18 protein-coding genes and 1 tRNA gene are annotated in these 19,946 nt (G+C 47.1%); 7 read left to right on the top strand and 12 right to left on the bottom strand.

The window, feature by feature from the left end:
* Nucleotides 1-17 precede the first annotated feature (17 nt).
* From J4N39_RS12710 to rpsU, 7 genes are all read right to left on the bottom strand, one after another.
* Nucleotides 18-1,796, bottom strand: coding sequence for a bifunctional lysophospholipid acyltransferase family protein/GNAT family N-acetyltransferase (locus J4N39_RS12710; RefSeq protein ID WP_252020004.1), 1,779 nt, complete (start codon nt 1,794-1,796; stop codon nt 18-20).
* 320 nt (nt 1,797-2,116) lie between these two features.
* The gene (locus J4N39_RS12705) at nt 2,117-3,511 is read right to left on the bottom strand and encodes a polysaccharide lyase family 7 protein (RefSeq protein WP_252020002.1); all 1,395 of its coding nucleotides are present in this window, start codon (nt 3,509-3,511) and stop codon (nt 2,117-2,119) included.
* 191 nt (nt 3,512-3,702) lie between these two features.
* Nucleotides 3,703-3,778, bottom strand: a tRNA-Ile gene (locus J4N39_RS12700).
* A 151-nt stretch (nt 3,779-3,929) separates the two neighbouring features.
* A complete protein-coding gene (gene rpoD / locus J4N39_RS12695; RefSeq protein WP_252020000.1) occupies nt 3,930-5,783 on the bottom strand; it encodes an RNA polymerase sigma factor RpoD in 1,854 nt (617 codons plus the stop codon).
* Nucleotides 5,784-5,911: 128 nt separating this feature from the next.
* Nucleotides 5,912-7,681, bottom strand: a complete 1,770-nt coding sequence (dnaG, locus tag J4N39_RS12690) for a DNA primase (protein WP_252019997.1) — start codon at nt 7,679-7,681, stop codon at nt 5,912-5,914.
* A gap of 169 nt (nt 7,682-7,850) precedes the next feature.
* The gene (locus tag J4N39_RS12685) at nt 7,851-8,294 is read right to left on the bottom strand and encodes a GatB/YqeY domain-containing protein (RefSeq protein ID WP_252019995.1); all 444 of its coding nucleotides are present in this window, start codon (nt 8,292-8,294) and stop codon (nt 7,851-7,853) included.
* Nucleotides 8,295-8,321: 27 nt separating this feature from the next.
* Nucleotides 8,322-8,537 (bottom strand): 30S ribosomal protein S21, encoded by a 216-nt coding sequence (gene rpsU / locus J4N39_RS12680; protein WP_001145625.1) that lies wholly within the window; start codon nt 8,535-8,537, stop codon nt 8,322-8,324.
* A gap of 207 nt (nt 8,538-8,744) precedes the next feature.
* Here rpsU and tsaD point away from each other — a divergent pair, with 207 nt between their 5' ends.
* Entirely contained in the window at nt 8,745-9,761 is a 1,017-nt protein-coding gene (gene tsaD / locus J4N39_RS12675; protein WP_252019992.1) for a tRNA (adenosine(37)-N6)-threonylcarbamoyltransferase complex transferase subunit TsaD, read from the top strand.
* An 86-nt stretch (nt 9,762-9,847) separates the two neighbouring features.
* Nucleotides 9,848-10,654, top strand: coding sequence for an alpha/beta fold hydrolase (locus J4N39_RS12670; protein ID WP_252019990.1), 807 nt, complete (start codon nt 9,848-9,850; stop codon nt 10,652-10,654).
* 50 nt (nt 10,655-10,704) lie between these two features.
* On the opposite strand, the gene plsY is transcribed toward J4N39_RS12670, so the two are convergent.
* Nucleotides 10,705-11,295 carry a glycerol-3-phosphate 1-O-acyltransferase PlsY gene (gene plsY / locus J4N39_RS12665; RefSeq protein ID WP_252019988.1) on the bottom strand — a complete coding sequence of 197 codons (591 nt, stop codon included), beginning with the start codon at nt 11,293-11,295 and terminating at the stop codon, nt 10,705-10,707.
* Nucleotides 11,296-11,472: 177 nt separating this feature from the next.
* Between plsY and folB the strand changes: the two genes are divergently transcribed.
* From folB to J4N39_RS12650, 3 genes are read left to right on the top strand one after another with little or no spacing between them, the layout of a single operon-like run.
* A complete protein-coding gene (folB, locus tag J4N39_RS12660) occupies nt 11,473-11,832 on the top strand; it encodes a bifunctional dihydroneopterin aldolase/7,8-dihydroneopterin epimerase (RefSeq protein ID WP_252019986.1) in 360 nt (119 codons plus the stop codon).
* Nucleotides 11,829-12,323 carry a 2-amino-4-hydroxy-6-hydroxymethyldihydropteridine diphosphokinase gene (gene folK, locus J4N39_RS12655; RefSeq protein ID WP_252019984.1) on the top strand — a complete coding sequence of 165 codons (495 nt, stop codon included), beginning with the start codon at nt 11,829-11,831 and terminating at the stop codon, nt 12,321-12,323. Before folB ends, folK begins: the two co-directional genes overlap by 4 nt.
* A gap of 2 nt (nt 12,324-12,325) precedes the next feature.
* Nucleotides 12,326-13,129 (top strand): undecaprenyl-diphosphate phosphatase, encoded by an 804-nt coding sequence (locus J4N39_RS12650; protein WP_252019981.1) that lies wholly within the window; start codon nt 12,326-12,328, stop codon nt 13,127-13,129.
* Nucleotides 13,130-13,150: 21 nt separating this feature from the next.
* On the opposite strand, the gene J4N39_RS12645 is transcribed toward J4N39_RS12650, so the two are convergent.
* On the bottom strand, nt 13,151-14,383 hold the full coding sequence (locus J4N39_RS12645) for a multifunctional CCA addition/repair protein (RefSeq protein WP_252023744.1): 1,233 nt from the start codon (nt 14,381-14,383) through the stop codon (nt 13,151-13,153).
* Nucleotides 14,384-14,454: 71 nt separating this feature from the next.
* Here J4N39_RS12645 and J4N39_RS12640 point away from each other — a divergent pair, with 71 nt between their 5' ends.
* Nucleotides 14,455-16,056 (top strand): AAA family ATPase, encoded by a 1,602-nt coding sequence (locus J4N39_RS12640; RefSeq protein ID WP_252019979.1) that lies wholly within the window; start codon nt 14,455-14,457, stop codon nt 16,054-16,056.
* Entirely contained in the window at nt 16,053-16,703 is a 651-nt protein-coding gene (locus tag J4N39_RS12635) for a general secretion pathway protein GspB (protein WP_252019977.1), read from the top strand. Before J4N39_RS12640 ends, J4N39_RS12635 begins: the two co-directional genes overlap by 4 nt.
* Nucleotides 16,704-16,798: 95 nt before the next feature.
* Here the strand turns inward: J4N39_RS12635 and J4N39_RS12630 are convergent, their stop codons facing one another.
* The 3 genes from J4N39_RS12630 to J4N39_RS12620 all read right to left on the bottom strand — a co-directional run bounded on the left by J4N39_RS12630 (nt 16,799) and on the right by J4N39_RS12620 (nt 19,612).
* Nucleotides 16,799-17,410 (bottom strand): TIGR04211 family SH3 domain-containing protein, encoded by a 612-nt coding sequence (locus J4N39_RS12630; RefSeq protein ID WP_252019975.1) that lies wholly within the window; start codon nt 17,408-17,410, stop codon nt 16,799-16,801.
* Between the two features lie 150 nt (nt 17,411-17,560).
* Nucleotides 17,561-18,820, bottom strand: a complete 1,260-nt coding sequence (locus J4N39_RS12625; protein ID WP_252019973.1) for an inorganic phosphate transporter — start codon at nt 18,818-18,820, stop codon at nt 17,561-17,563.
* Nucleotides 18,821-18,931: 111 nt separating this feature from the next.
* Nucleotides 18,932-19,612 carry a TIGR00153 family protein gene (locus J4N39_RS12620; protein ID WP_252019971.1) on the bottom strand — a complete coding sequence of 227 codons (681 nt, stop codon included), beginning with the start codon at nt 19,610-19,612 and terminating at the stop codon, nt 18,932-18,934.
* Between the last annotated feature and the right edge of the window lie 334 nt (nt 19,613-19,946).

Here is a 19,946-nt window from a genome sequence, read left to right as displayed (position 1 = left end):
ATCACGCTATCGAGTTGTTATGCCACTTGCTGAGTTTGATGATAGTTCAAGTAGTTTTGTGCGGCGCTTAGCCCCATGTAACGGGCTAAGGTTTTTTCCGGTACGTTGCGTAAATCCACCACAATTAAACCATCCAGTGCGTTGTTGAAATCTGGATCAACATTGAAGCTAACCAGTTTTCCGTTTAGGCCTAAGTATTGTCTAAGTAAAACAGGCACACCTTTGCCTTCATCAATACGAGAAATCACACGAGAAAGCAGCTGCAAGTTACCTAATGCGGCGAGTAAACTGTTGTTCCAATGCTGATTCTTCTTTGGCAAAGGATTGGTGGGAGAGACAAATTTTGCACCGTCTAGATCGTAGTGGTGCAGTGTCATTGATTCTGCCAGCAATTGTCTTGCTTGCTCACTGTAGTCATTACTGATGCTGACCGGACCATAAAGATGGGTGTATTCAGGATGGCGAGAGACAAAACAGGCAATACCTTTCCAAAGAAGCAATAAAGCACTCATAGAACGCTGATAATTCTCTGCAATGACTGAACGCCCCATCTCAATCGATTTCCCTCTCGCTCCAAGCTTGTTGAGAAAAGGTTGGCCGTAGTTAAATAGTGTGCGCGAGTAAAGCCCATTTAGGCCATGTTTTGCCATCAAGTTATCAACGACACCGAGGCGATAGGCCCCAACAAGTTGTTCTTGTTCTTTGTCCCAGATGAACAGGTGCAGGTAATCTTGATCGAAGCGATCTAAGTCGAGCGCAAGGCCGGTACCCTCTCCAACCTGGCGAAAGTTAATTTCACGCATGCGACCTATTTCGTGCAGCAAGGCTGGAATTCGGTCAGCCCTGCAGCAATAGACGTCAAAATCACCACTGGTGAGTAAATGTTCGTCACGCGATAACATCGCAAGTTCGGCTTGCAATTCTGCAATGGGTAGAGGCGAGGCTATGGGTTCTAGGTCGTGATCCGATACGCTTGCGTGTCTTTGATTAGCCTCGGTGTGGTGGAGTAGGTAGGTGTTTAAACGAAGGTAATTCACCAGTTGATCATCATTTAGGCCATGCAACTCTTTATAGGGGATTGCCTGGCCAATACGAATACCAATTTGCTTGTCTCGCTTATTAAGCAGTTCACGACCAAGCATCAGTGTACGTAGTAACGGGTGAATTTTTCCTGCCATGTAGAATCGGTGCGAATTCTGCCCGTCTATGAAAAATGGCACGGTAACAGCTTTGTGCTTTTTAATTAGGGTCGCAACAGAGCGGCTCCACTCTTTATCTTCGAGTTTGGCATGTTTGCGTTTGCCTTGAAGCTGCGACACTTCGCCAGCGGGAAAAACCAGTAGCAAGCCACCAGCTTTTAAATGTCGATGGGCTTGGCGCATTGCTTTCAGGTTAGCCGCAGCGGCATTATCTCCTTCGAAAACATCGACACCGATAAATAGCTCATCCAGTTCGGGAACGGTTTTCAAATATTGATTGGCAAGGATCTGAACGTCGTCTCTTAACATCAACAGCAGCTCGGCGAGTATTACGCCTTCTACGCAGCCAAGTGGGTGATTAGCAACAATAACGGTCGGTCCACATTGAGGAACATCGGCTAGCTGGCCTTGAGTGATTTTGTAATCGATACCTAAGCTCTCAAGGGTAAAGCGCAAGAAAGTTTTGGTGTCGCTACCGATAGGGCGCATTGCGTAGAATTTATCTAATGTCGACAGACCAGTTGCCCATTCAGCGATACTTTCTCCAAGGCCAAAAGGGGTTTTTCGTGGGATTCTAAACGGGCTTTGGGGCGTCATGTCTACCTCTAACTTCCATATCATTAGGCTATTTGGCACGATATTAGGAGTTAGCAGTGACACTTTTACGTCTATTTGGCGACTAAGCAGTGACGGTTTTATGGCGAATTTATGAACAGGGTTTCCCAGTTATGAAACCTTGCATATCTTTTATAAATAAATTCTAAGTTGCTCCCAAAGCGAAGGAAATAGGAAAATTTATTGAGCGATGCTGTGGTAGCTTTTAAATGTTGTGATGAAAGTCACGGCAAATCCAGTGGTCACCTTTAGCTTGCGCTTCTGGAAATGGCGAGCCATTGGCTCGCCAACTTTTTAGGTTGTTAAGGGTTATACCCAGTGTGTTGGTTGGTCAGAGAGTAGAAGGTCGCCTGAACGTAATCATCGCTATCCCCTGATTTATTTTGGTTATATACCCCTGCTTTAAAGTACATGTACTCATCTTCCGTGGCGTAACCGCTGGCACTCATATCAATACTCTTGGAGACATTGCTATGGCCATCACGAATAATGGTGACGGTTAAGATGTTGCCAACTACTTGAATTTGATAAGTGAACTTCTCGTTTAGAGCAATGCCATCGGCTGGGTCAGAGGCGTCGTTATCTTTGCTACCTATCATTTCATACCACTCATCATCTTTTCCCACCGGCTCATGGGCAAAGTAGATGGCACCATGGGTATTATTCGGCAGTTTTCGATAGTACAAACGAATAGGCTCATCATCAGCGGCGTGGATTTGGCCGATGATCACCCGGCCAATTTGATACTCTTCACCCGTGGTGGTGACATGATTGACGGCAACGGTGGCCGTTAATAGCCCATCCACGCCTCCAGCAGCCGTTTGCGCTGACTCTGGCGCACTAGATGATACCCAATTGTTTTTATTAACACCTTGCGTTTTGATGCTGGTGTCGCCTCGACGCAGCATCTCACGAAGTTCGGTGCGAACATAAGAGGTATTACTTGAGGTTTTATAGCCATAAATCGGCGTCCAAAATACCATACCGCCATCAACACCAGTGTAAAAATATTGGCTTTCATATCCGTTGTTGAGTTCACTTTCTTTGATGGAATCAGAGGTGCCCGAGTTGTCTTCATCGGTCGGTACACTCAAATACCAGTCGGCTAAATCAAAATTGTCCGAAGGCGGTAAGCTTGGGTTTAAGTCATCAATGATCACGACGCCTTCGTCGGCTTGATTGCAACCCGTGGCTACCAGTTCAACCAAACTATTCCAGTCGTTTTCAGAGTTGCCATTTCCGGTTAAGCGCAGGTAACGTACTTGGTCGTAGCTTGATGCGGGTAGTGCAATACTCGTTGAACTACCTTCTGAGCTGCCATTAGATACCAGTGTTTGCCACTCTTGGTTATCGGAAGATATCGCTAAGTCATAGTATGCTGTGCGCTCAGAGGCATTGAGCCAGTGCAAGTCAATCCCAGTCAACGTTGAGGTGTTTTTAAGTGTTAAGGTCAGCGCCTTGCCCTGTCCTTGTGAAGACCAACGAGATTCGTCACTGAAGTTACCATCAACTGCCAGATCAGGGCCTTGTCCACTTTGATGACTACCATCATCACTAGCTTCAGAGAAAGTAAGGGTTTTGGTGGTAACACATTGGCTCGGAGTCACGACCTCTGACGAGCTATTTGAACTTTGTAAATCAGTCCCGCATCCAGCGATCGCAATGCAGACAGCGGAGCATAAAGCAGCATTCTTCATCGATTCAATTCCATTATTGTATTTGCAATACAATATTAATAATCATTATGGGTGCCAATCGAAGAAGAGCGAACTACTGATAATGATCACACTAGGTAATGAGTTTATTTGAAATTGATCTGAATTTTATCTGGATGCTAGGGCGTAGAAATGCAAAAAGCCCGTAGATCTCTCTACGGGCTTTTCTAATATGGTGGCCCCTCGCAGACTTGAACTGCGGACCAATCGATTATGAGTCGACTGCTCTAACCACTGAGCTAAGGGGCCGTTGTAGGTCAGTGATTATAGGGGATGCGGCTAGGGCTGTCTAGACGCTATATACCTGATTTGCGCCTGCTTTTTAGCCAAACAAACCAACAGGTACAAAAAAGGTGAGCCGAGGCTCACCTTTTACAATCACTTAAGCAATTACTTACGATTACTGGTCGTCTAGGAAGCTGCGCAGAGTTTCTGAACGGCTTGGGTGACGCAGTTTACGCAGTGCTTTCGCTTCGATCTGACGGATACGTTCACGAGTTACGTCAAACTGCTTACCAACTTCTTCTAGAGTGTGGTCAGTGTTCATGTCGATACCGAAACGCATACGCAGAACTTTCGCTTCACGAGGCGTTAGGCCAGCTAGAACATCTTTAGTTGCGCCACGTAGACTGGTTGCTGTTGCAGAGTCTAGTGGAAGTTCTAGGGTAGTATCTTCAATGAAATCACCTAGATGCGAATCTTCGTCGTCACCGATTGGTGTCTCCATTGAGATTGGCTCTTTAGCAATTTTCAGTACCTTACGGATCTTGTCTTCTGGCATCTGCATGCGCTCTGCCAACTCTTCTGGCAGTGGCTCACGACCCATCTCCTGAAGCATCTGACGAGAGATACGGTTCAGTTTGTTGATGGTTTCGATCATGTGTACCGGAATACGGATCGTACGAGCTTGGTCTGCGATAGAGCGAGTGATCGCCTGACGGATCCACCACGTTGCGTAAGTCGAGAACTTGTAACCACGACGGTATTCAAACTTATCAACTGCTTTCATCAGACCGATGTTACCTTCCTGGATAAGATCCAAGAACTGTAGGCCACGGTTGGTGTATTTCTTAGCGATCGAGATAACCAGACGTAAGTTCGCTTCAACCATCTCTTTCTTCGCACGGCGCGCTTTCGCTTCACCGATAGACATGCGACGGCTGATGTCTTTGATGTTCTGTACCGGAAGAGAAGTCTCTGACTCGATAGCGGCCAGTTTCTGGATGCTACGACGGATTTCTTCTTCTTTCGATTTGATCTTTTCAGCGTATGGTTTGTCAGACGCAAGGATCTCATCTAGCCATGCTTCAGAAGATTCGTTGCCAGTGAATAGGGCAATGAAAGACTTCTTCGGCATTTTCGCTTGTTCTACACAGAAGCGCATGATTAGGCGCTCTTGAGTACGAACACGGTCCATAGAGGTACGCAGTTCGTTAACAAGGTAGTCAAACTGTTTAGGGATCAGACGGAACTGACGGAATACGTCCATAAGCTCAGTTGCTGCATCGCTATTTTGCGCTGCATCGTGACCCTTTTCATTAACGATCAGTTGAACATTCTGGTAAGCATTACGAAGCTCGCTAAACTTGTCAGCTGCAAGCTCTGGATCGATACCAGTATCTTCTTCTTCCTCGTCCTCGTCGTCTTCAGACTCTTTATCGTCAAGGTCACCATCTTCATCAGCAAGTTCAGTTTCAGAAAGCTCTGAACCGATGTGCGTTGCTGTTGGAGCTGCGGTCTCTTCTGCGTCTGGGTCAACAAAGCCTGAGATCAGGTCGGTTAGGCGTAGCTCTTCCGCTTGAACTTTATCGAACTGCTCAAGGATGTAAGAGATAGTGCCAGGGTATTCAGCTACCGATAGTTGAACTTGGTTAATACCATCTTCGATACGTTTAGCGATGTCGATTTCGCCTTCACGTGTCAGTAGTTCAACAGTACCCATTTCACGCATGTACATACGTACTGGGTCGGTTGTACGGCCGATTTCACTTTCTACGCTTGAAAGCGCAGCCGCCGCAGCTTCAGCAGCGTCTTCGTCCGCTACTGCTTCGCTCATCATTAGGTCGTCAGCGTCGGGCGCTGTTTCAACAACTTGGATACCCATGTCGTTGATCATCTGAATGATGTCTTCTACCTGTTCAGAATCAACGATTTCTTGTGGTAGGTGGTCATTAACTTCGGCGTATGTCAGATAGCCTTGCTCTTTGCCTTTTGCGACAAGTAGCTTTAGCTGTGACTGCGGATTTTGATCCATAGACGATATCCAACTTCAGGTCTGGTGATGAATGTAGTTTTGCGAAATGCAAACCGCCAATTTTAACAAATTAATTTTATGCTGACTATGTGTACTTTGCGTAGAATCTCGACAATTTGTGATTGCTCTTACGCTTTTAGCTCCAGCATTAGGGCTTGTAATTCCCTTTTCTCTTCGGCAGTTAAGCCGCTGCTTCTATGTTTCGCGAGTAGCGATTCTATTTGTTTTTCAACACATTGAGAAAGTATGTTGTCCAATGAGTCGAGGAATATCTCTTCCAAGCTGTCTTCTTCTGGGGCTGGGATGTCCCAGCCAGCAAGGCGTGACAGCATGCCTGCATTCTGGGTCTGTCGCCACTGTTCTAGCAACAGACCTGTGGTTATATTGGGATTGCTTCGGCACTTATCAAGTACTTCGATAAACAAACTTAGTCCCGGCAGTGGAATATGTGCCACGCTAACGAGATCAGGTACTAACTCGGCAAATTTTGGCTGTTGCAACAGTAGAGCAATGACGACGCGCATAGGGGTCTTTTTCATCGCTTTATGTGGCTGAGGCGCTTTTTCTACTTTGGCTTCCTTGGAAATAAGGCTTTGCAGCATTGATTCATCAAAGATACCGATTCGTTGCCCGAGTAACTTTCGTAATTGTAGTCGCAATGAGCTGGTTGGCACTTTATTAATGAGAGGTGCTGCCAAAGATGCGAGTTTCGCCTTACCTTCTTCGTTGCCAGTGTCTACTTGAGCCAGTAAGCCATTGAACATGAATTCAGACAGTGGTGTCGCTTGCGTCACTTGTTCTTCAAAGGCTTCTTTACCGTACTTACGAATATAGGTATCCGGGTCTTCACCATCGGGCAAGAACATGAACTTTAACGTGTTGCCATCTTTAAGATAGCCCAGCGCATTTTCCATTGCTCGCCACGCAGCATCTCGACCAGCTCGGTCACCATCGTAGCAACACACCACAGTGTTGGTTTGGCGAAATAGCAGTTGCAGGTGATCGCCTGTGGTGGAAGTGCCTAGCGATGCTACTGAGTAATCCACCCCGTATTGCGCCAGTGCCACTACATCCATATAGCCTTCTACCACCAGAACTTGAGGCGGCTCTCGATGGGCCTGCATCACTTCATACAGACCATAAAGCTCTTTGCCTTTATGGAAAATAGGGGTTTCTGGTGAGTTAAGATACTTTGGTGTGCCATCACCTAAGACTCGACCACCAAAACCGATAGTGCGGCCACGGCGATCTCGGATCGGGAACATCACACGGCCACGGAAGCGGTCGTAACGGTTGCCTTTGTCATTTTCAATCAGCATGCCGCCACTGACGAGCATCTCTTGTGCTGATTCTGATTGACCAAAGTTTTTGCGAATTAGGTCCCACTCATCAGGGACAAAACCAATACCAAATTTTTGGGCGATTTCTCCAGAGAGACCACGCTGCTTGAGATATTCTACCGCTTGTTTGCCAGCCGACTGTTTTAGCTGACCTTGGTAAAAGTTAGCGATGCCACCCATCATGTCATAGAGGTTACGCTTTTGTTCGGTATTGGCCCTTGGCGCATTACTAAAGCTACCGTTACCGCGGTTGCTCTGCTCACGAGGTACGTCTAAACCAAGGAATGAGGCTAGCTCTTCAATCGCTTCAACAAACTCTAGACGCTCATACTCCATCATGAAGTCAATGGCATTGCCGTGGGCACCACAACCAAAACAGTGGTAGAACTGCTTTTCTTGGCTGACTGAAAATGATGGGGTCTTCTCGTTGTGGAACGGGCAACAAGCGCTGTAGTTTTTGCCTTTTTTCTTCAGCTTTACACGAGCATCGATAATGTCGACGATATCTAATCGTGCGAGCATGTCGTCGATAAATGAGCGGGGAATGATTCCAGCCATAGTTCCTGTTGCAGTTACGAGAGTAGGGAAGAGAGTATAATGCCAATAGCACTAAAGACTTATCGTGTAGGACAAATCTGTTACTGATATTGAAATTTTTTGGCGTCAGATACAAACAAGCCGCGCATTCCAGAGGATAGCACGGCTTGCTGCAATTTGGGTTGGGTAATTAAGCCAGTTTAGAACGAACTAAACCGCTCACTTTACCCATATCTGCACGCCCTTGAATTTGTGGCTTCAAAACGCCCATCACTTTGCCCATGTCTTGCATGCCCGCAGCACCAGATTCAGCAATTGCCGCTTCAATAAGCGCAGTTACTTCTTCATCAGTAAGCGGTTGAGGCATAAAATCCTCAAGCACAGCGATTTCTGCTTTTTCCACGTCGGCTAGGTCTTGACGACCTGCTGATTCGTATTGAGCTACAGAGTCGCGACGTTGTTTAACCATTTTAGTCAGCACGGCAATGATGTCGTCTTCGCCCAGAGTGATCTGTTCGTCAACTTCACGTTGCTTGATTGCTGAAAGAGCTAAACGAATAGTGCCAAGGCGCGGTTTGTCCTTGGCTTTCATCGCTAATTTTTGCTCTTCTTTGAGTTTATCAATTAGAGCCATCACTAAATTCCTTTTAGGGTTTAGTGATTAGTACAGGCGAACGCGACGTGCGTTTTCGCGAGCTAGCTTCTTAGCGTGACGCTTTTGAGCAGCTGCTTTAGCGCGTTTGCGAACGGTAGTTGGTTTCTCGTAGTGCTCACGACGACGCACTTCAGAAAGGATACCTGCTTTTTCGCAAGAGCGCTTGAAACGACGTAGAGCTACGTCGAACGGTTCGTTTTCACGTACTTTAACTACTGGCATATGCCTTTCACCTCAGGGGTTATTCGTTAATGCTGACTCCCGACATCTCGTTCACATGGTGAACGGTGTTTAGCCAGCTTGATCAAAAATGGTGCGGAATTTTAATCCGATCACAACCCCTTTGTAAAGCATTTTCCCAGTCAGAACTGGTTAATTTTTTTTCTAAACGGTAAACTGACGCCAATTTTGAATCAGACCGAGAACGTAATGCGCATTTTAGGTATTGAAACCTCTTGTGATGAGACGGGTATCGCCATCTATGATGATGAGCAGGGGCTATTGTCCCATCAGCTGTATAGTCAAGTAAAACTGCACGCCGACTACGGCGGCGTAGTGCCAGAGTTGGCGTCACGTGACCATGTAAAGAAGACCATTCCTTTGATTAAAGCGGCGATGGCTGAAGCGAACGTAACGCCACAAGAGCTGGATGGCATAGCCTACACCGCAGGTCCGGGTCTGGTTGGCGCATTATTGGTTGGCGCGACCATTGGTCGTAGCCTAGCGTATGCTTGGGATGTGGCGGCAGTACCTGTACATCACATGGAAGGGCATCTGCTTGCGCCTATGCTGGAAGATAATCCACCGCCGTTCCCATTTGTCGCACTACTGGTATCTGGTGGTCACACCATGATCGTGGAAGTGAAAGGCATTGGTGAATATCAGATCCTTGGCGAATCAATTGATGATGCAGCAGGAGAGGCGTTTGATAAAACGGCTAAGCTGATGGGGCTGGATTACCCTGGTGGTCCATTGCTGTCTCGTCTGGCGGAAAACGGCACCCCAGGTCGCTTTAAGTTTCCACGCCCGATGACAGATCGTCCGGGACTGGACATGAGTTTCTCCGGCCTTAAAACGTTTGCTGCCAACACTATTGCAGCGAATGGTGATGACGATCAGACCCGCGCTGATATCGCATATGCCTTCCAAGAAGCGGTTTGTGCCACACTGGTGATTAAGTGTAAACGAGCGCTAGAGCAAACGGGCATGAAGCGCGTGGTAATCGCTGGTGGCGTGAGTGCTAACAAGCAGCTGCGTGCCGATTTAGAAGCGCTAATGAACAAGATTGGTGGCGAAGTCTATTATCCTCGCACCGAGTTCTGTACTGATAACGGCGCTATGATTGCTTATGCGGGCATGCAACGCCTTAAGAACCAAGAGGTGGCGGATTTGTCTGTTGAAGCTCGCCCTCGTTGGCCTATCGATCAGCTAGAGCCTCTTAAATAAGTTTCTATTTTGAGATATAAAGGGCAGCGCATCACGATGATGCGCTGTTTTTTTATCTCGTCAATTCGTTCAAATAAGGAATGTTTATGCCTAGTTTTACTCGCCATGGGCAGACGATGCATTATCAAGATGTCGGCCAAGGCCCTGTGATTCTGTTTGGTCACAGCTACTTATGGGACAGCCACATGTGGCAACCGCAAGTGGCGGAATTAAGCAAATCTTATCGTTGCATTGTGCCTGATCTTTGGGCTCACGGTGAGTCGCAATCACTGCCAACACAAACGCGAACCTTAAGTGACTATGCAGCCGATCTATTGGCGCTGATGGATCACTTAGACGTGGAGCAATTTTCGATTGTTGGACTCTCAGTTGGTGGTATGTGGGGGGCAGAACTCACTTCACTTGCACCAGCTCGAGTTAAGTCATTGGTACTGATGGATACCTTTGTTGGGTTAGAGCCCGAAGTGACTCATGCTAAATACTTCTCGATGCTAAACACCATTGGTGAAAAAGCCCAAGTGCCCGCCCCACTGGTGGAAGCGATTGTTCCGTTGTTCTTCTCTGATGCTCCAGCAGAAGAGCTCAAGCAGAATTTTGCCGCTTATTTAAGTGCACTAGAAGGTCAAGCGGCGAAAGATGTGGCTCAAGTAGGTCGAATGGTGTTTGGCCGCCGAGATCAGTTTGAAGCACTGGAAAACTTTGCTTTGCCAGTATTGATTGCCGTAGGTCAACAAGACAAACCTCGACCAGTGTTCGAGTCGTATTTGATGAATGATGCGATCACTGGCAGTGAGTTGGTGGTAGTACCCAATGCGGGCCATATTGCCAATCTAGAAAATCCGCAGTTTGTGACCGATATGTTGACTGGCTTTCTCGCCAAAGTTTACGCTTAAAAGATTGGCTATTAGAACTAAAAAGCGAAGCCTAGGCTTCGCTTTTTTGATCATACTTTTTTACCCACTTTAGGCTCGGTGCCTTCGAAAAGCCTGCGGATGTTTTGGTGATGACGCAAGATGATTAAGCAGCACAGCATGGAGACGGGTAAAGTAAATTCTGGTCTCACCCACCAAGTAAACAGTGGAGCAACCAGTGATGTCGCAATCGCTGCAAAAGATGAGTAACGGGTAATGCCGACCACTAACAGCCAACACCCCATCAGCATTCCAGTTAGATCAAGTCCCATGGGTGCCATAGCGCCAATCGCTGTCGCAACGCCTTTGCCGCCTTTAAAGTGGAAAAAGAGCGGATACATGTGACCCAAACAAGCAGCGATGGCGATCAACCCAAGCAGCACTTCATCCACTTTAAGGTACCAGCTTAGCCATACCGGAATGGTGCCTTTGAGCATATCGAAGAAAAGCACTAAAGCGGCAGCAAGTTTAGAACCACTGCGCAGCACATTGGTCGCACCAGGGTTTTTCGAGCCTGTGTTACGTGGGTCTTCTAAGCCAAACAGCCGACAGATCAATACTGCACTCGAAATCGAGCCTAACAGATAGGCGGCAACGATCATGATTAGCGCAATCGCAGACATGGCTTTCCCTAAAGCTAAATATATGTATCCCAATCCCTCTATCGACTCGCTAGTTTGCACACTGCAAAAAGAGAAGCTGATGGGCATTGGTATAATTTAATGAAATTCTGGTATATTTTACGGGTTTTTGCCCAAAATGGGTATCCGACCTGTCAATCTGTTAACTAGGGATTAAAAATGGCGCTAGATACTGTTTTTATCGAACAACTTGAAGTTATCACCACCATTGGTGTGTATGACTGGGAACAAGAAATCAAACAAAAACTTGTTCTGGACATTGAAATGGCTCATGACAATCGTCCTGCTGGTCAAAGTGATGACGTAGTTGATGCGCTAGATTACTCAAAAGTGAGTGAAGCGGTGTTAAACCATATCGAACAAGGCCGATTCCTGTTGGTGGAGCGAGTGGCTGAAGAAGTAGCACAGATCATCCAGCAACAGTTTCAAGTGCCTTGGGTGAAGATCCGCTTAGCGAAGCCGGGCGCGGTTGCACAGGCTCGCAGTGTCGGTGTTGTGATTGAGCGAGGAACTCGATGAGCACCACCTATATTGGCGTAGGGTCCAATATTGAGCGGCGTAAACATGTGCTAGCGGGTATTGAAGAGCTTGGGCTCATTGGAACTGAGCTAAAAGTGTCAACCACCTATGAGTGCCCTTCGTTAGGCTTTGATAGCAAAGATTTTTACAATCTTGTGGTTGAGATGAAAACGTCATTGTCGCTTAATGAGCTTGCCACAACGCTCAAGCAAATTGAATATAAGTGGGGACGTACGCTAGATGCGCAGTCACTACAAGATCGCACGCTCGATCTCGATATTTTGCTGTATGACGATGTGGTGCGAGAGAGCAAGCCTCAATTGCCTAGAGACGATGTGTTCAAATACCCTTTTGTCGTTCAGCCGCTGTTTGAGCTTTGCCCTGATCTTATTATCCCAGCCGATGGTCGCTCGGTGCGCGAGATCCATCAGCTGCTCGATTACGATTCACTGACCCCAGTGGATCTTCAACTTTCTGATAGTGAATTCTAACCATGAGTTATTTTGAAGCCTTTATGCTGGCCTTGATCCAAGGTTTGACAGAGTTTCTTCCCATTTCTAGTTCTGCTCACCTTATCTTGCCGTCGGCCATTTTGGGTTGGGACGATCAGGGGCTAGCGTTTGACGTTGCCGTGCATGTCGGGACCCTGATGGCGGTGGTGATCTACTTCCGTCAAGAAGTGATCACTTTATTTGCAGCGCTGTTTGGCTCTATGTTTAAAGGCGATCGCAGTAAAGAAGCTAAATTGGCATGGATGATCGTACTCGCCACGATTCCTGCCTGTTTGTTTGGTCTGTTCATGAAAGACATCATAGAGCTGTATTTGCGTAGCCCATGGGTGATAGCCACCACAACCGTGGTATTTGCTCTGCTGCTATGGTGGGTTGACGTTAAGTCGCCGCTAAAAGATGATGAATATAAAATGGACACCAAGAAAGCCCTGTTTGTTGGCATCGCACAAGCACTGGCAATGATCCCGGGTACATCTCGTTCAGGCGCAACGATTACCGCAGCGCTTTATCTTGGCTTTACCCGTGAAGCGGCGGCACGTTTTTCATTCTTGATGTCGATCCCTATCATCACGTTGGCGGGTGGCTACCTAGGACTTAAATTGGTGACTAGCGGTGAAGCGGTTGATTTAGGCGTATTAATGGCAGGTGTGGCGACGTCGTTCGTCAGCGCTTATATCTGTATCCATTACTTCCTAAAGCTTATTTCACGCATGGGTATGCTACCGTTTGTGATTTATCGCCTGATTCTAGGTTTTGGTCTATTTGCATGGCTGATGATGGCGTAAACCGTCATCAACCCAAATCGGTTATCTGTTTAGAGCCGTAGCAATTGCTGCGGCTCTTCTTTTATCTAGCTCTTCACGAATCGCTGGGCCTTTAAAGCCATCAGCCACTACCGCCTTCACTTCTACTTGGCTTGCTGCTGCATAGGCCGTTTCGAACAGGACTTGCTGAGGATAATGAGTACCTTCAAACCCGGTACGACCACGGTGATCAGCGCAGCACGATTGCATTAGCTGTTCAAAGCGTACAGGTTTACGCCACACATCAATACGATTGAAGACCTTAACAAACGTGGTTGGCTTAAGCTCATCGGCTCGGTGTACATTGGTGTGCTCGGCGCAAACCATCACCGCTGCATCTCGAAAGTCATTAGGGACCCGAATGCGCTCGCACAAGGCTTTGATCAATCGCTGGCCTGTGTGACCGTGCATTTTATGGCTTGGCCATTCTTCTTTGGGGGTGATGCCTTTGCCAAGGTCATGCACTTGGGCGCAAAAACGGATCACGGGATCGCTAGTCATCAATGCGGCTTGTTCCGCCACCATAAGAGTATGGATACCTGTGTCGATTTCAGGGTGCCAAATCTCTGGCTGAGGCACACCAAACAGTTGATCAAACTCAGGCAATACTACTTTGAGAGCGTCGCAATCTCTTAGCACTTGAAGAAAGGTGTGTGGACTGTCGGTTACTAAGGATTTATACCATTCTTGCCAAACACGTTCTGGAGTCAGATGGTCCAGCTCACCGCTGTGGGCGATTTGACGCATCAGTTCGAGTGTTTCGTCGGCAATGGTAAATCCGAGCGGAGCCAATTTAGCGGCGAAACGTGCCACTCGCAGCACTCGCAGCGGATCTTCAATGAAAGCATCGGATACGTGGCGTAAGGTGCGACACTCAAGATCTTTCTGCCCGCCATAAGGATCAATTAATTCGCCTGATTCAGACTCTGCTATAGCATTAATGGTGAGGTCTCGGCGGATCAAGTCTTCTTCTAAGGTGACATCTTGGGAAAAATGGCATTCAAAACCGGTATAGCCGTGGCCAGACTTACGCTCGGTTCTTGCCAGCGCAAACTCTTGGTGTGTTTTTGGGTGCAGAAAAACAGGAAAGTCTTTACCCACCGCTTGGAAGCCTTGCGCCAGCATTTGCTCTGGCGTGCTGCCGACTACGACAAAATCTTTGTCGTGTACCTTAAGACCGAGAAGCTTGTCACGTACCGCACCTCCAACGAGGTAGGTTTGCCCGTTTTGCGGCATATTTGGTTGAGACACTTTACTTTCCTTCTTGCGGTGGTAATTTGCCAGAATCTTAGCGAAGAGAGCAGTTAATGTATAAGGATTTTTTTGGCTTCAATGAAGAGCCATTTTCTATCGTACCGAATAGAAAATTTCTGTTTCAAAGCCAGCGCCACAAAGAGGCGATCACTCAACTGACCGCAGGTCTATCTACGGGCGGCGGGTTGGCTATGCTCACAGGCGAAGTTGGTACAGGGAAAACCTTGGTTTCCAAATCTTTGCTGAGTGATTTGAGTGATGATCAATCAATCGAGACGGCGATGCTGCTCAATCCTACTTATTCTGAGACAGACCTTCTCGAAGCTATCTGTGATGAATTTGGTCTGAGCTACCCAGAACAGGCTTCTTTAAAAGTGCTGTCTAAAGCCATTCATCAATTTTTGAAACAGCGCCATAGCTGTGGGCATCAAGTACTAGTGATCATTGATGAAGCGCAGCACCTATCAGTGACGGTGTTAGAGCAGCTTAGATTGCTGACCAACCTTGAAAGTGATGAACAAAAACTGCTTAAAGTAGTACTCGTCGGGCAGCCTGAGTTACAAGCGAAATTACAAACCCCTCAGTTAAGGCAGCTTGCCCAACGTATTACCGGGCGCTATCACTTATTACCGTTTACTCCAGCAGAAACATTGGCTTATATTTCATTTCGCATTAATACCGCAGGTGGCAAGGTCGGTCTGATTTCTGATAGCGCCTGCCGTAAGGTTGCTAAAGCCAGTCAAGGGGTGCCGCGGCTTATCAATTTGATTTGTGACCGTGCTTTGCAAATGGCGTATCAACAAGGGCTGAAAGACGTTGGTCCTAAGCTAATGGATAAGGCATGTGAAGAGGTGTTGGAATTTCAGTACGTGCCTAATCGCCAGTCTGCTATCTCTTTTAATCCACTTCGTTCCCCAAAACTGATAAGTGCGTTGGTCGGTTTGGGCTTGTGTGCTGGTGTCTACGCATTGCTGCCAACGGCGCTCGAAACTCACTACCAAACTGAACCGCAGGTGGAAGTGATTGAAACCGTGGTGAGTGAGCAGCAAGTGCTAGAATCGGTGATAGCGCAAGCGTTGACCTCAGAGTGGGATTCTATAAGCGCCATACAAACAGTGTTTGCCTTATGGGGCATGCAAGCCACAGCAGAACAAGCGGTGTGTGACACCATTGATGTCGGCGGATTTCATTGCAGTGAGCTCTTCGGAAGTTTAGAGGACGTACTCGATTATAATCGTCCGGTGCTGTTTGAGTTGAGTTTAGAGGGCTACTCGGTGAGTGCAATTTTGACCCGTTTGGATACGCAAAATGCACAGCTTGTTATTGGAGATAGTCAGGTGACTTTGTCTCGTCAATGGTTAGAGCAGCATTGGCCATCTCAGTATCAAATGGTTTGGTTTACTGAAATCGACCAGGTGTTGAAGCGGGGTTACCGAGGTGAAGCGGTTGAGCGCTTCGCACAAGCGCTAGCACAGGCGCTTAATGAAGCGAGTGTGACTGGGCAAGTATTTAACAACCAGTTGCATCAACAAGTTGAGCGATTCCAAACTCTGCATGGGCTAGATGTTGACGGCATTGTTGGCAACAAGACACTGATGGTGCTCGATAGCTACGTTAACTCGCAAGCTCCAACGTTGACGGGGGCTAAGCAATGAACAAGCTAAGTTGTATTGCCATTGCGCTTCTGCCACCTTTGGCGGTTGCTGGGGTGCTAAGTTGGCAACACATGGCGCACCAACCACAGTCAGTTGAGCCGCAAGTACATTATCGCCACTTAGCCACCGTTTCTTCTTTGGATCTCGCACCACTTGCACCTTTGACGGTGACCAAGAAACTTTCGTTGCAAAGAGTGACTGCTGTAGCGGCTAATGCTGCACCTAAGATGCAAACTCAATCCGAGATGTTACCTCAAGAGTCATCTAGTGCTGAGCAGAGCTTTGACTTGGACGATCTGGATTTAAGCGAGCTTTCACCGGAATTAGCCTCTCGAGTTGAGAGCTTGATGGCGCAGCCTGAACCACCAGTATTGCCAACAACTCAATCTCAAGCGCAATCGGGAGAGGTGATCGCACTTTTAGATAACCTTGATAAGTATCAAGGACGGTTGCCTGCGATGAATCTGCAAACCCATATGTACGTTTCATCAGAAGCCAATCGCTGGGTAAAAGTAAACGATAAGGAAGTGCATCAAGGGCAGTGGATAACGCCGCTGGTGCAACTCACCACCATCACACCACGCAGTGTCGTCGTTAAGTTCGAGGGGCAAGAAATAGAAATCCCAGCGCTCTACGAATGGAAGTAAACCAATAAAAAATGCCACTCTGGATTTCCAGAGTGGCATTTTTAGTATTTTGTCGATTACCGATTACCGATTACCGATTACCGATTACCGAAATCTTACGCCCAACCCGCAGGAGATTTACGTTTACGCGGCATTAGATGTGGAAGTAGCAGACCCAGTAGCAAGCCAAATCCTGCCACACCACCACCGTACATAAAGTATTTCAGCAGTAGATCTTCTTTTTGAGTGTCTAGCTTAGCGCGCAGCTCGCGAACCTCCTCTTGTGAGGCGATAAGCTGAGCATTCATCTCACTATGATTATTTTCAAGCTCTTTGATTTGCTCGTTACGTGCTTCAAGAGAGGCAACTAGACCTTCTTTTTCACGGTTAGCATTTTGATTAGCGTTAGCCAGTTTCTCTTTCACTTCAGAAAGCTCTTTTTCTAACGCTGGAAGACGAATCGCTATGCTTGGGGTAGCAGAGACAAATTTAGTTTGAACCCAACCTTTACGGCCTTTTGAATCGATCACTTGGCTGTAGCCAGACTCTTTGTTGGCATCCACTAGGTTGACTTTCTCACCAGCGTTTACGCTGCCAAGAATACGGAACTTGTTGCTCGGGCCCGCATGCATGTAAGTGAAAAGGTTGTCAGAAATGTAGCGCTCTTGAGCATAGCTAAGTGGGGCAAAGAATAGCGCAACCATCACTAGGCTAATCAGTTTTTTCACGGTATATCCCTTTGTTGTATTCGCGGTAGGTGAAGAACCAAGATGTGAGGAATAGTAAGGAGTTTTATTCGAAGGTGCAATAAAGAAGGGAGGCTAAGCCTCCCTTTCTGTGCATTTGAGTCAAATATGACATCAATTTAACAGTTTGGATTAAGCAAACATACTTTGTAGGCCGAAGAAGAATACCACTGCCAGCAATGCGCCCGCTGGTAGAGTGACCACCCAAGATGCCACGATGTTGCGTACCACGCCCATGTTAAGCGCTGCGATACCACGAGCAAAACCAACACCCAAAACTGCACCCACTAGGGTTTGAGTGGTAGAGATTGGTAGGCCAGTACCTGATGCTAATACCACGGTACAAGCAGTCGCTAGCTGCGCTGCAAAACCACGACTTGGTGTCAGTTCCGTAATACCAGTACCTACGGTTGCCATTACTTTATGGCCTAGCGTTGCTAGACCAACCACGATACCAAAACCACCTAGTGGAAGAATCCACCATGCGATAGAGCTCTTCGCAGTGATTTCACCCATGTGCTCAACTGTCGATACTACCGCAGACAGTGGGCCAATAGCATTTGCTACATCGTTAGAGCCGTGGGCAAATGCCATCGCACAGGCGGTGATAACCATGAGTACGCTAAATACTTTTTCAACACCCGCAAAGCTATGGTCGTCTTCGCTCGCAGAGAAACGTTTTTGAATGTACAGGTAGCCACCGACCATGATGATGCCAGAGACACCCGCAGACCACATCCACGCTTCGCCATTTGAAAGGTGCAAACCTACGTGTTTTAGACCTTTCTTGATGGTCACCAATGCAATTACCATGGTGGTGATGAACATGTAAACAGGCACAAAACGCTTAGCGTTGAATAGTGGGTTCTCGGTATCAAATATTAGGCGCTGCGCACTGACAAAAATCGCATAAGCAAACAGGCCAGAGATAAGAGGTGTGATGATCCAGCTGCCTACGATGCCTTGAACTGAGCCCCAGTCCACAGCTTCAGTACCTACAGATACACACGCAAAACCGATGATCGCACCGATGATTGAGTGAGTAGTCGATACTGGCCAACCCATGTAAGAGGCAAGCAGTAGCCAAGTACCAGCAGCCAATAGGGAAGACATCATGCCGAACACCAGTACATCCGGTTTGTCGGCAAATAGAGAGGTTTCGATAACGCCTTTACGAATGGTGTCAGTTACTTCACCACCAGCAAGGTATGCGCCAGCAAATTCGAAGATCATCGCAATGATGATCGCTTGTTTTACGGTCAGAGCTTTAGAACCTACTGAGGTTCCCATCGCGTTAGCTACGTCATTGGCACCGATACCGATTGCCATAAGAAAGCCGAACATTGCAGCAATCAGAATAATATACGTGCCGTAATTAGCTAAGATATCCATCGTAACACCTAAGTTGTTGGATAACATTCGAGTGAATGCTAGCGCAGTTAGCCATAGCTAAGCGCTGACAGACAGATGTGGCTGCTATTCACTCTTGGTTAAATTAAAAATTTAAGAGCGAGATAGCATCAGTTCAAGACGAGCACCAACGCGCTGCGCTTGATCTGCGATACCACCGACCCACTCAAGGATTTTGTATAAGAACATGACATCGATTGGGTTGTACTTCGATTCGATGGCCATCAGTTGCTGGCGCAGTTCGATTTGAAGTGAATCGGTATCATCTTCGATAACGTCTAGCTGGTGGATCATCTCCGCCACTAGGGTAACTTCTCGTCCTTTGAATCCAGTCTCAAGCAGTTCATCAAGTTCATTGATTACTAGCTGAGCTTGGTTGGCAGCATCAAGACAACGCTTCACGTAAGCCATGAAGTTCTCTTGAAGAGGCTGTGGGATTTGCAGCTGACGACCCACTACGCGACCTGCGACATCTTTCGCAAGGTTCGCAAGTTTGTCTTGCTGAGTGAGTAGCTCCAACATGTCGCTACGATCGACAGGCATGAATAGACCACGTGGCAGTTTTAAGCGGATCTCGCGCTTAAGAACGTCCGCTTCTTTCTCTAGGTGAGAAATTTGCGCACGAATTTCGCTCGCTTTATCCCAGTCTCCTTGGGCACAAACCTCGAAGAATGGTACTAAGTGTGAGCAACATTCGTTGACGCACACCACGTGACGCTGCAAAGGTTTAATAGGGGACTTTGCAAATAACCCCATGATTGTATTTACTGGCATGGTTAATCAACCTAATAAAAACTATAACCTAAAAGACGTACTCACCAATCCAATCGGCGATTTGTTAAACGATGGCTATAAAGTCGCGCATGGTAACCTAATCATCCATCCAATAAAACTGTTTTAGATCATCAATTGGTGCGGAATAAGCATGTTCTTCGCTAAGCAGTTGTCCTGTTAGAAAGAATTTCGCAATCTATCTAAAATTATGCGCCGCTTTAATCTAAAAGTAGTCGCTAGTTTACTGACAATTTGCAACATTTAGCGCCCTGATTGAGATAAATCTCACTTGCCGATGCTTGGTTTAGGCAATATGCTGTGAAAGTTATCCCTC

Source organism: Vibrio sp. SCSIO 43136 (assembly GCF_023716565.1).
Classification (GTDB): Bacteria; Pseudomonadota; Gammaproteobacteria; order Enterobacterales; family Vibrionaceae; genus Vibrio.
This window is presented reverse-complemented; position numbering and strand designations above follow the sequence as displayed.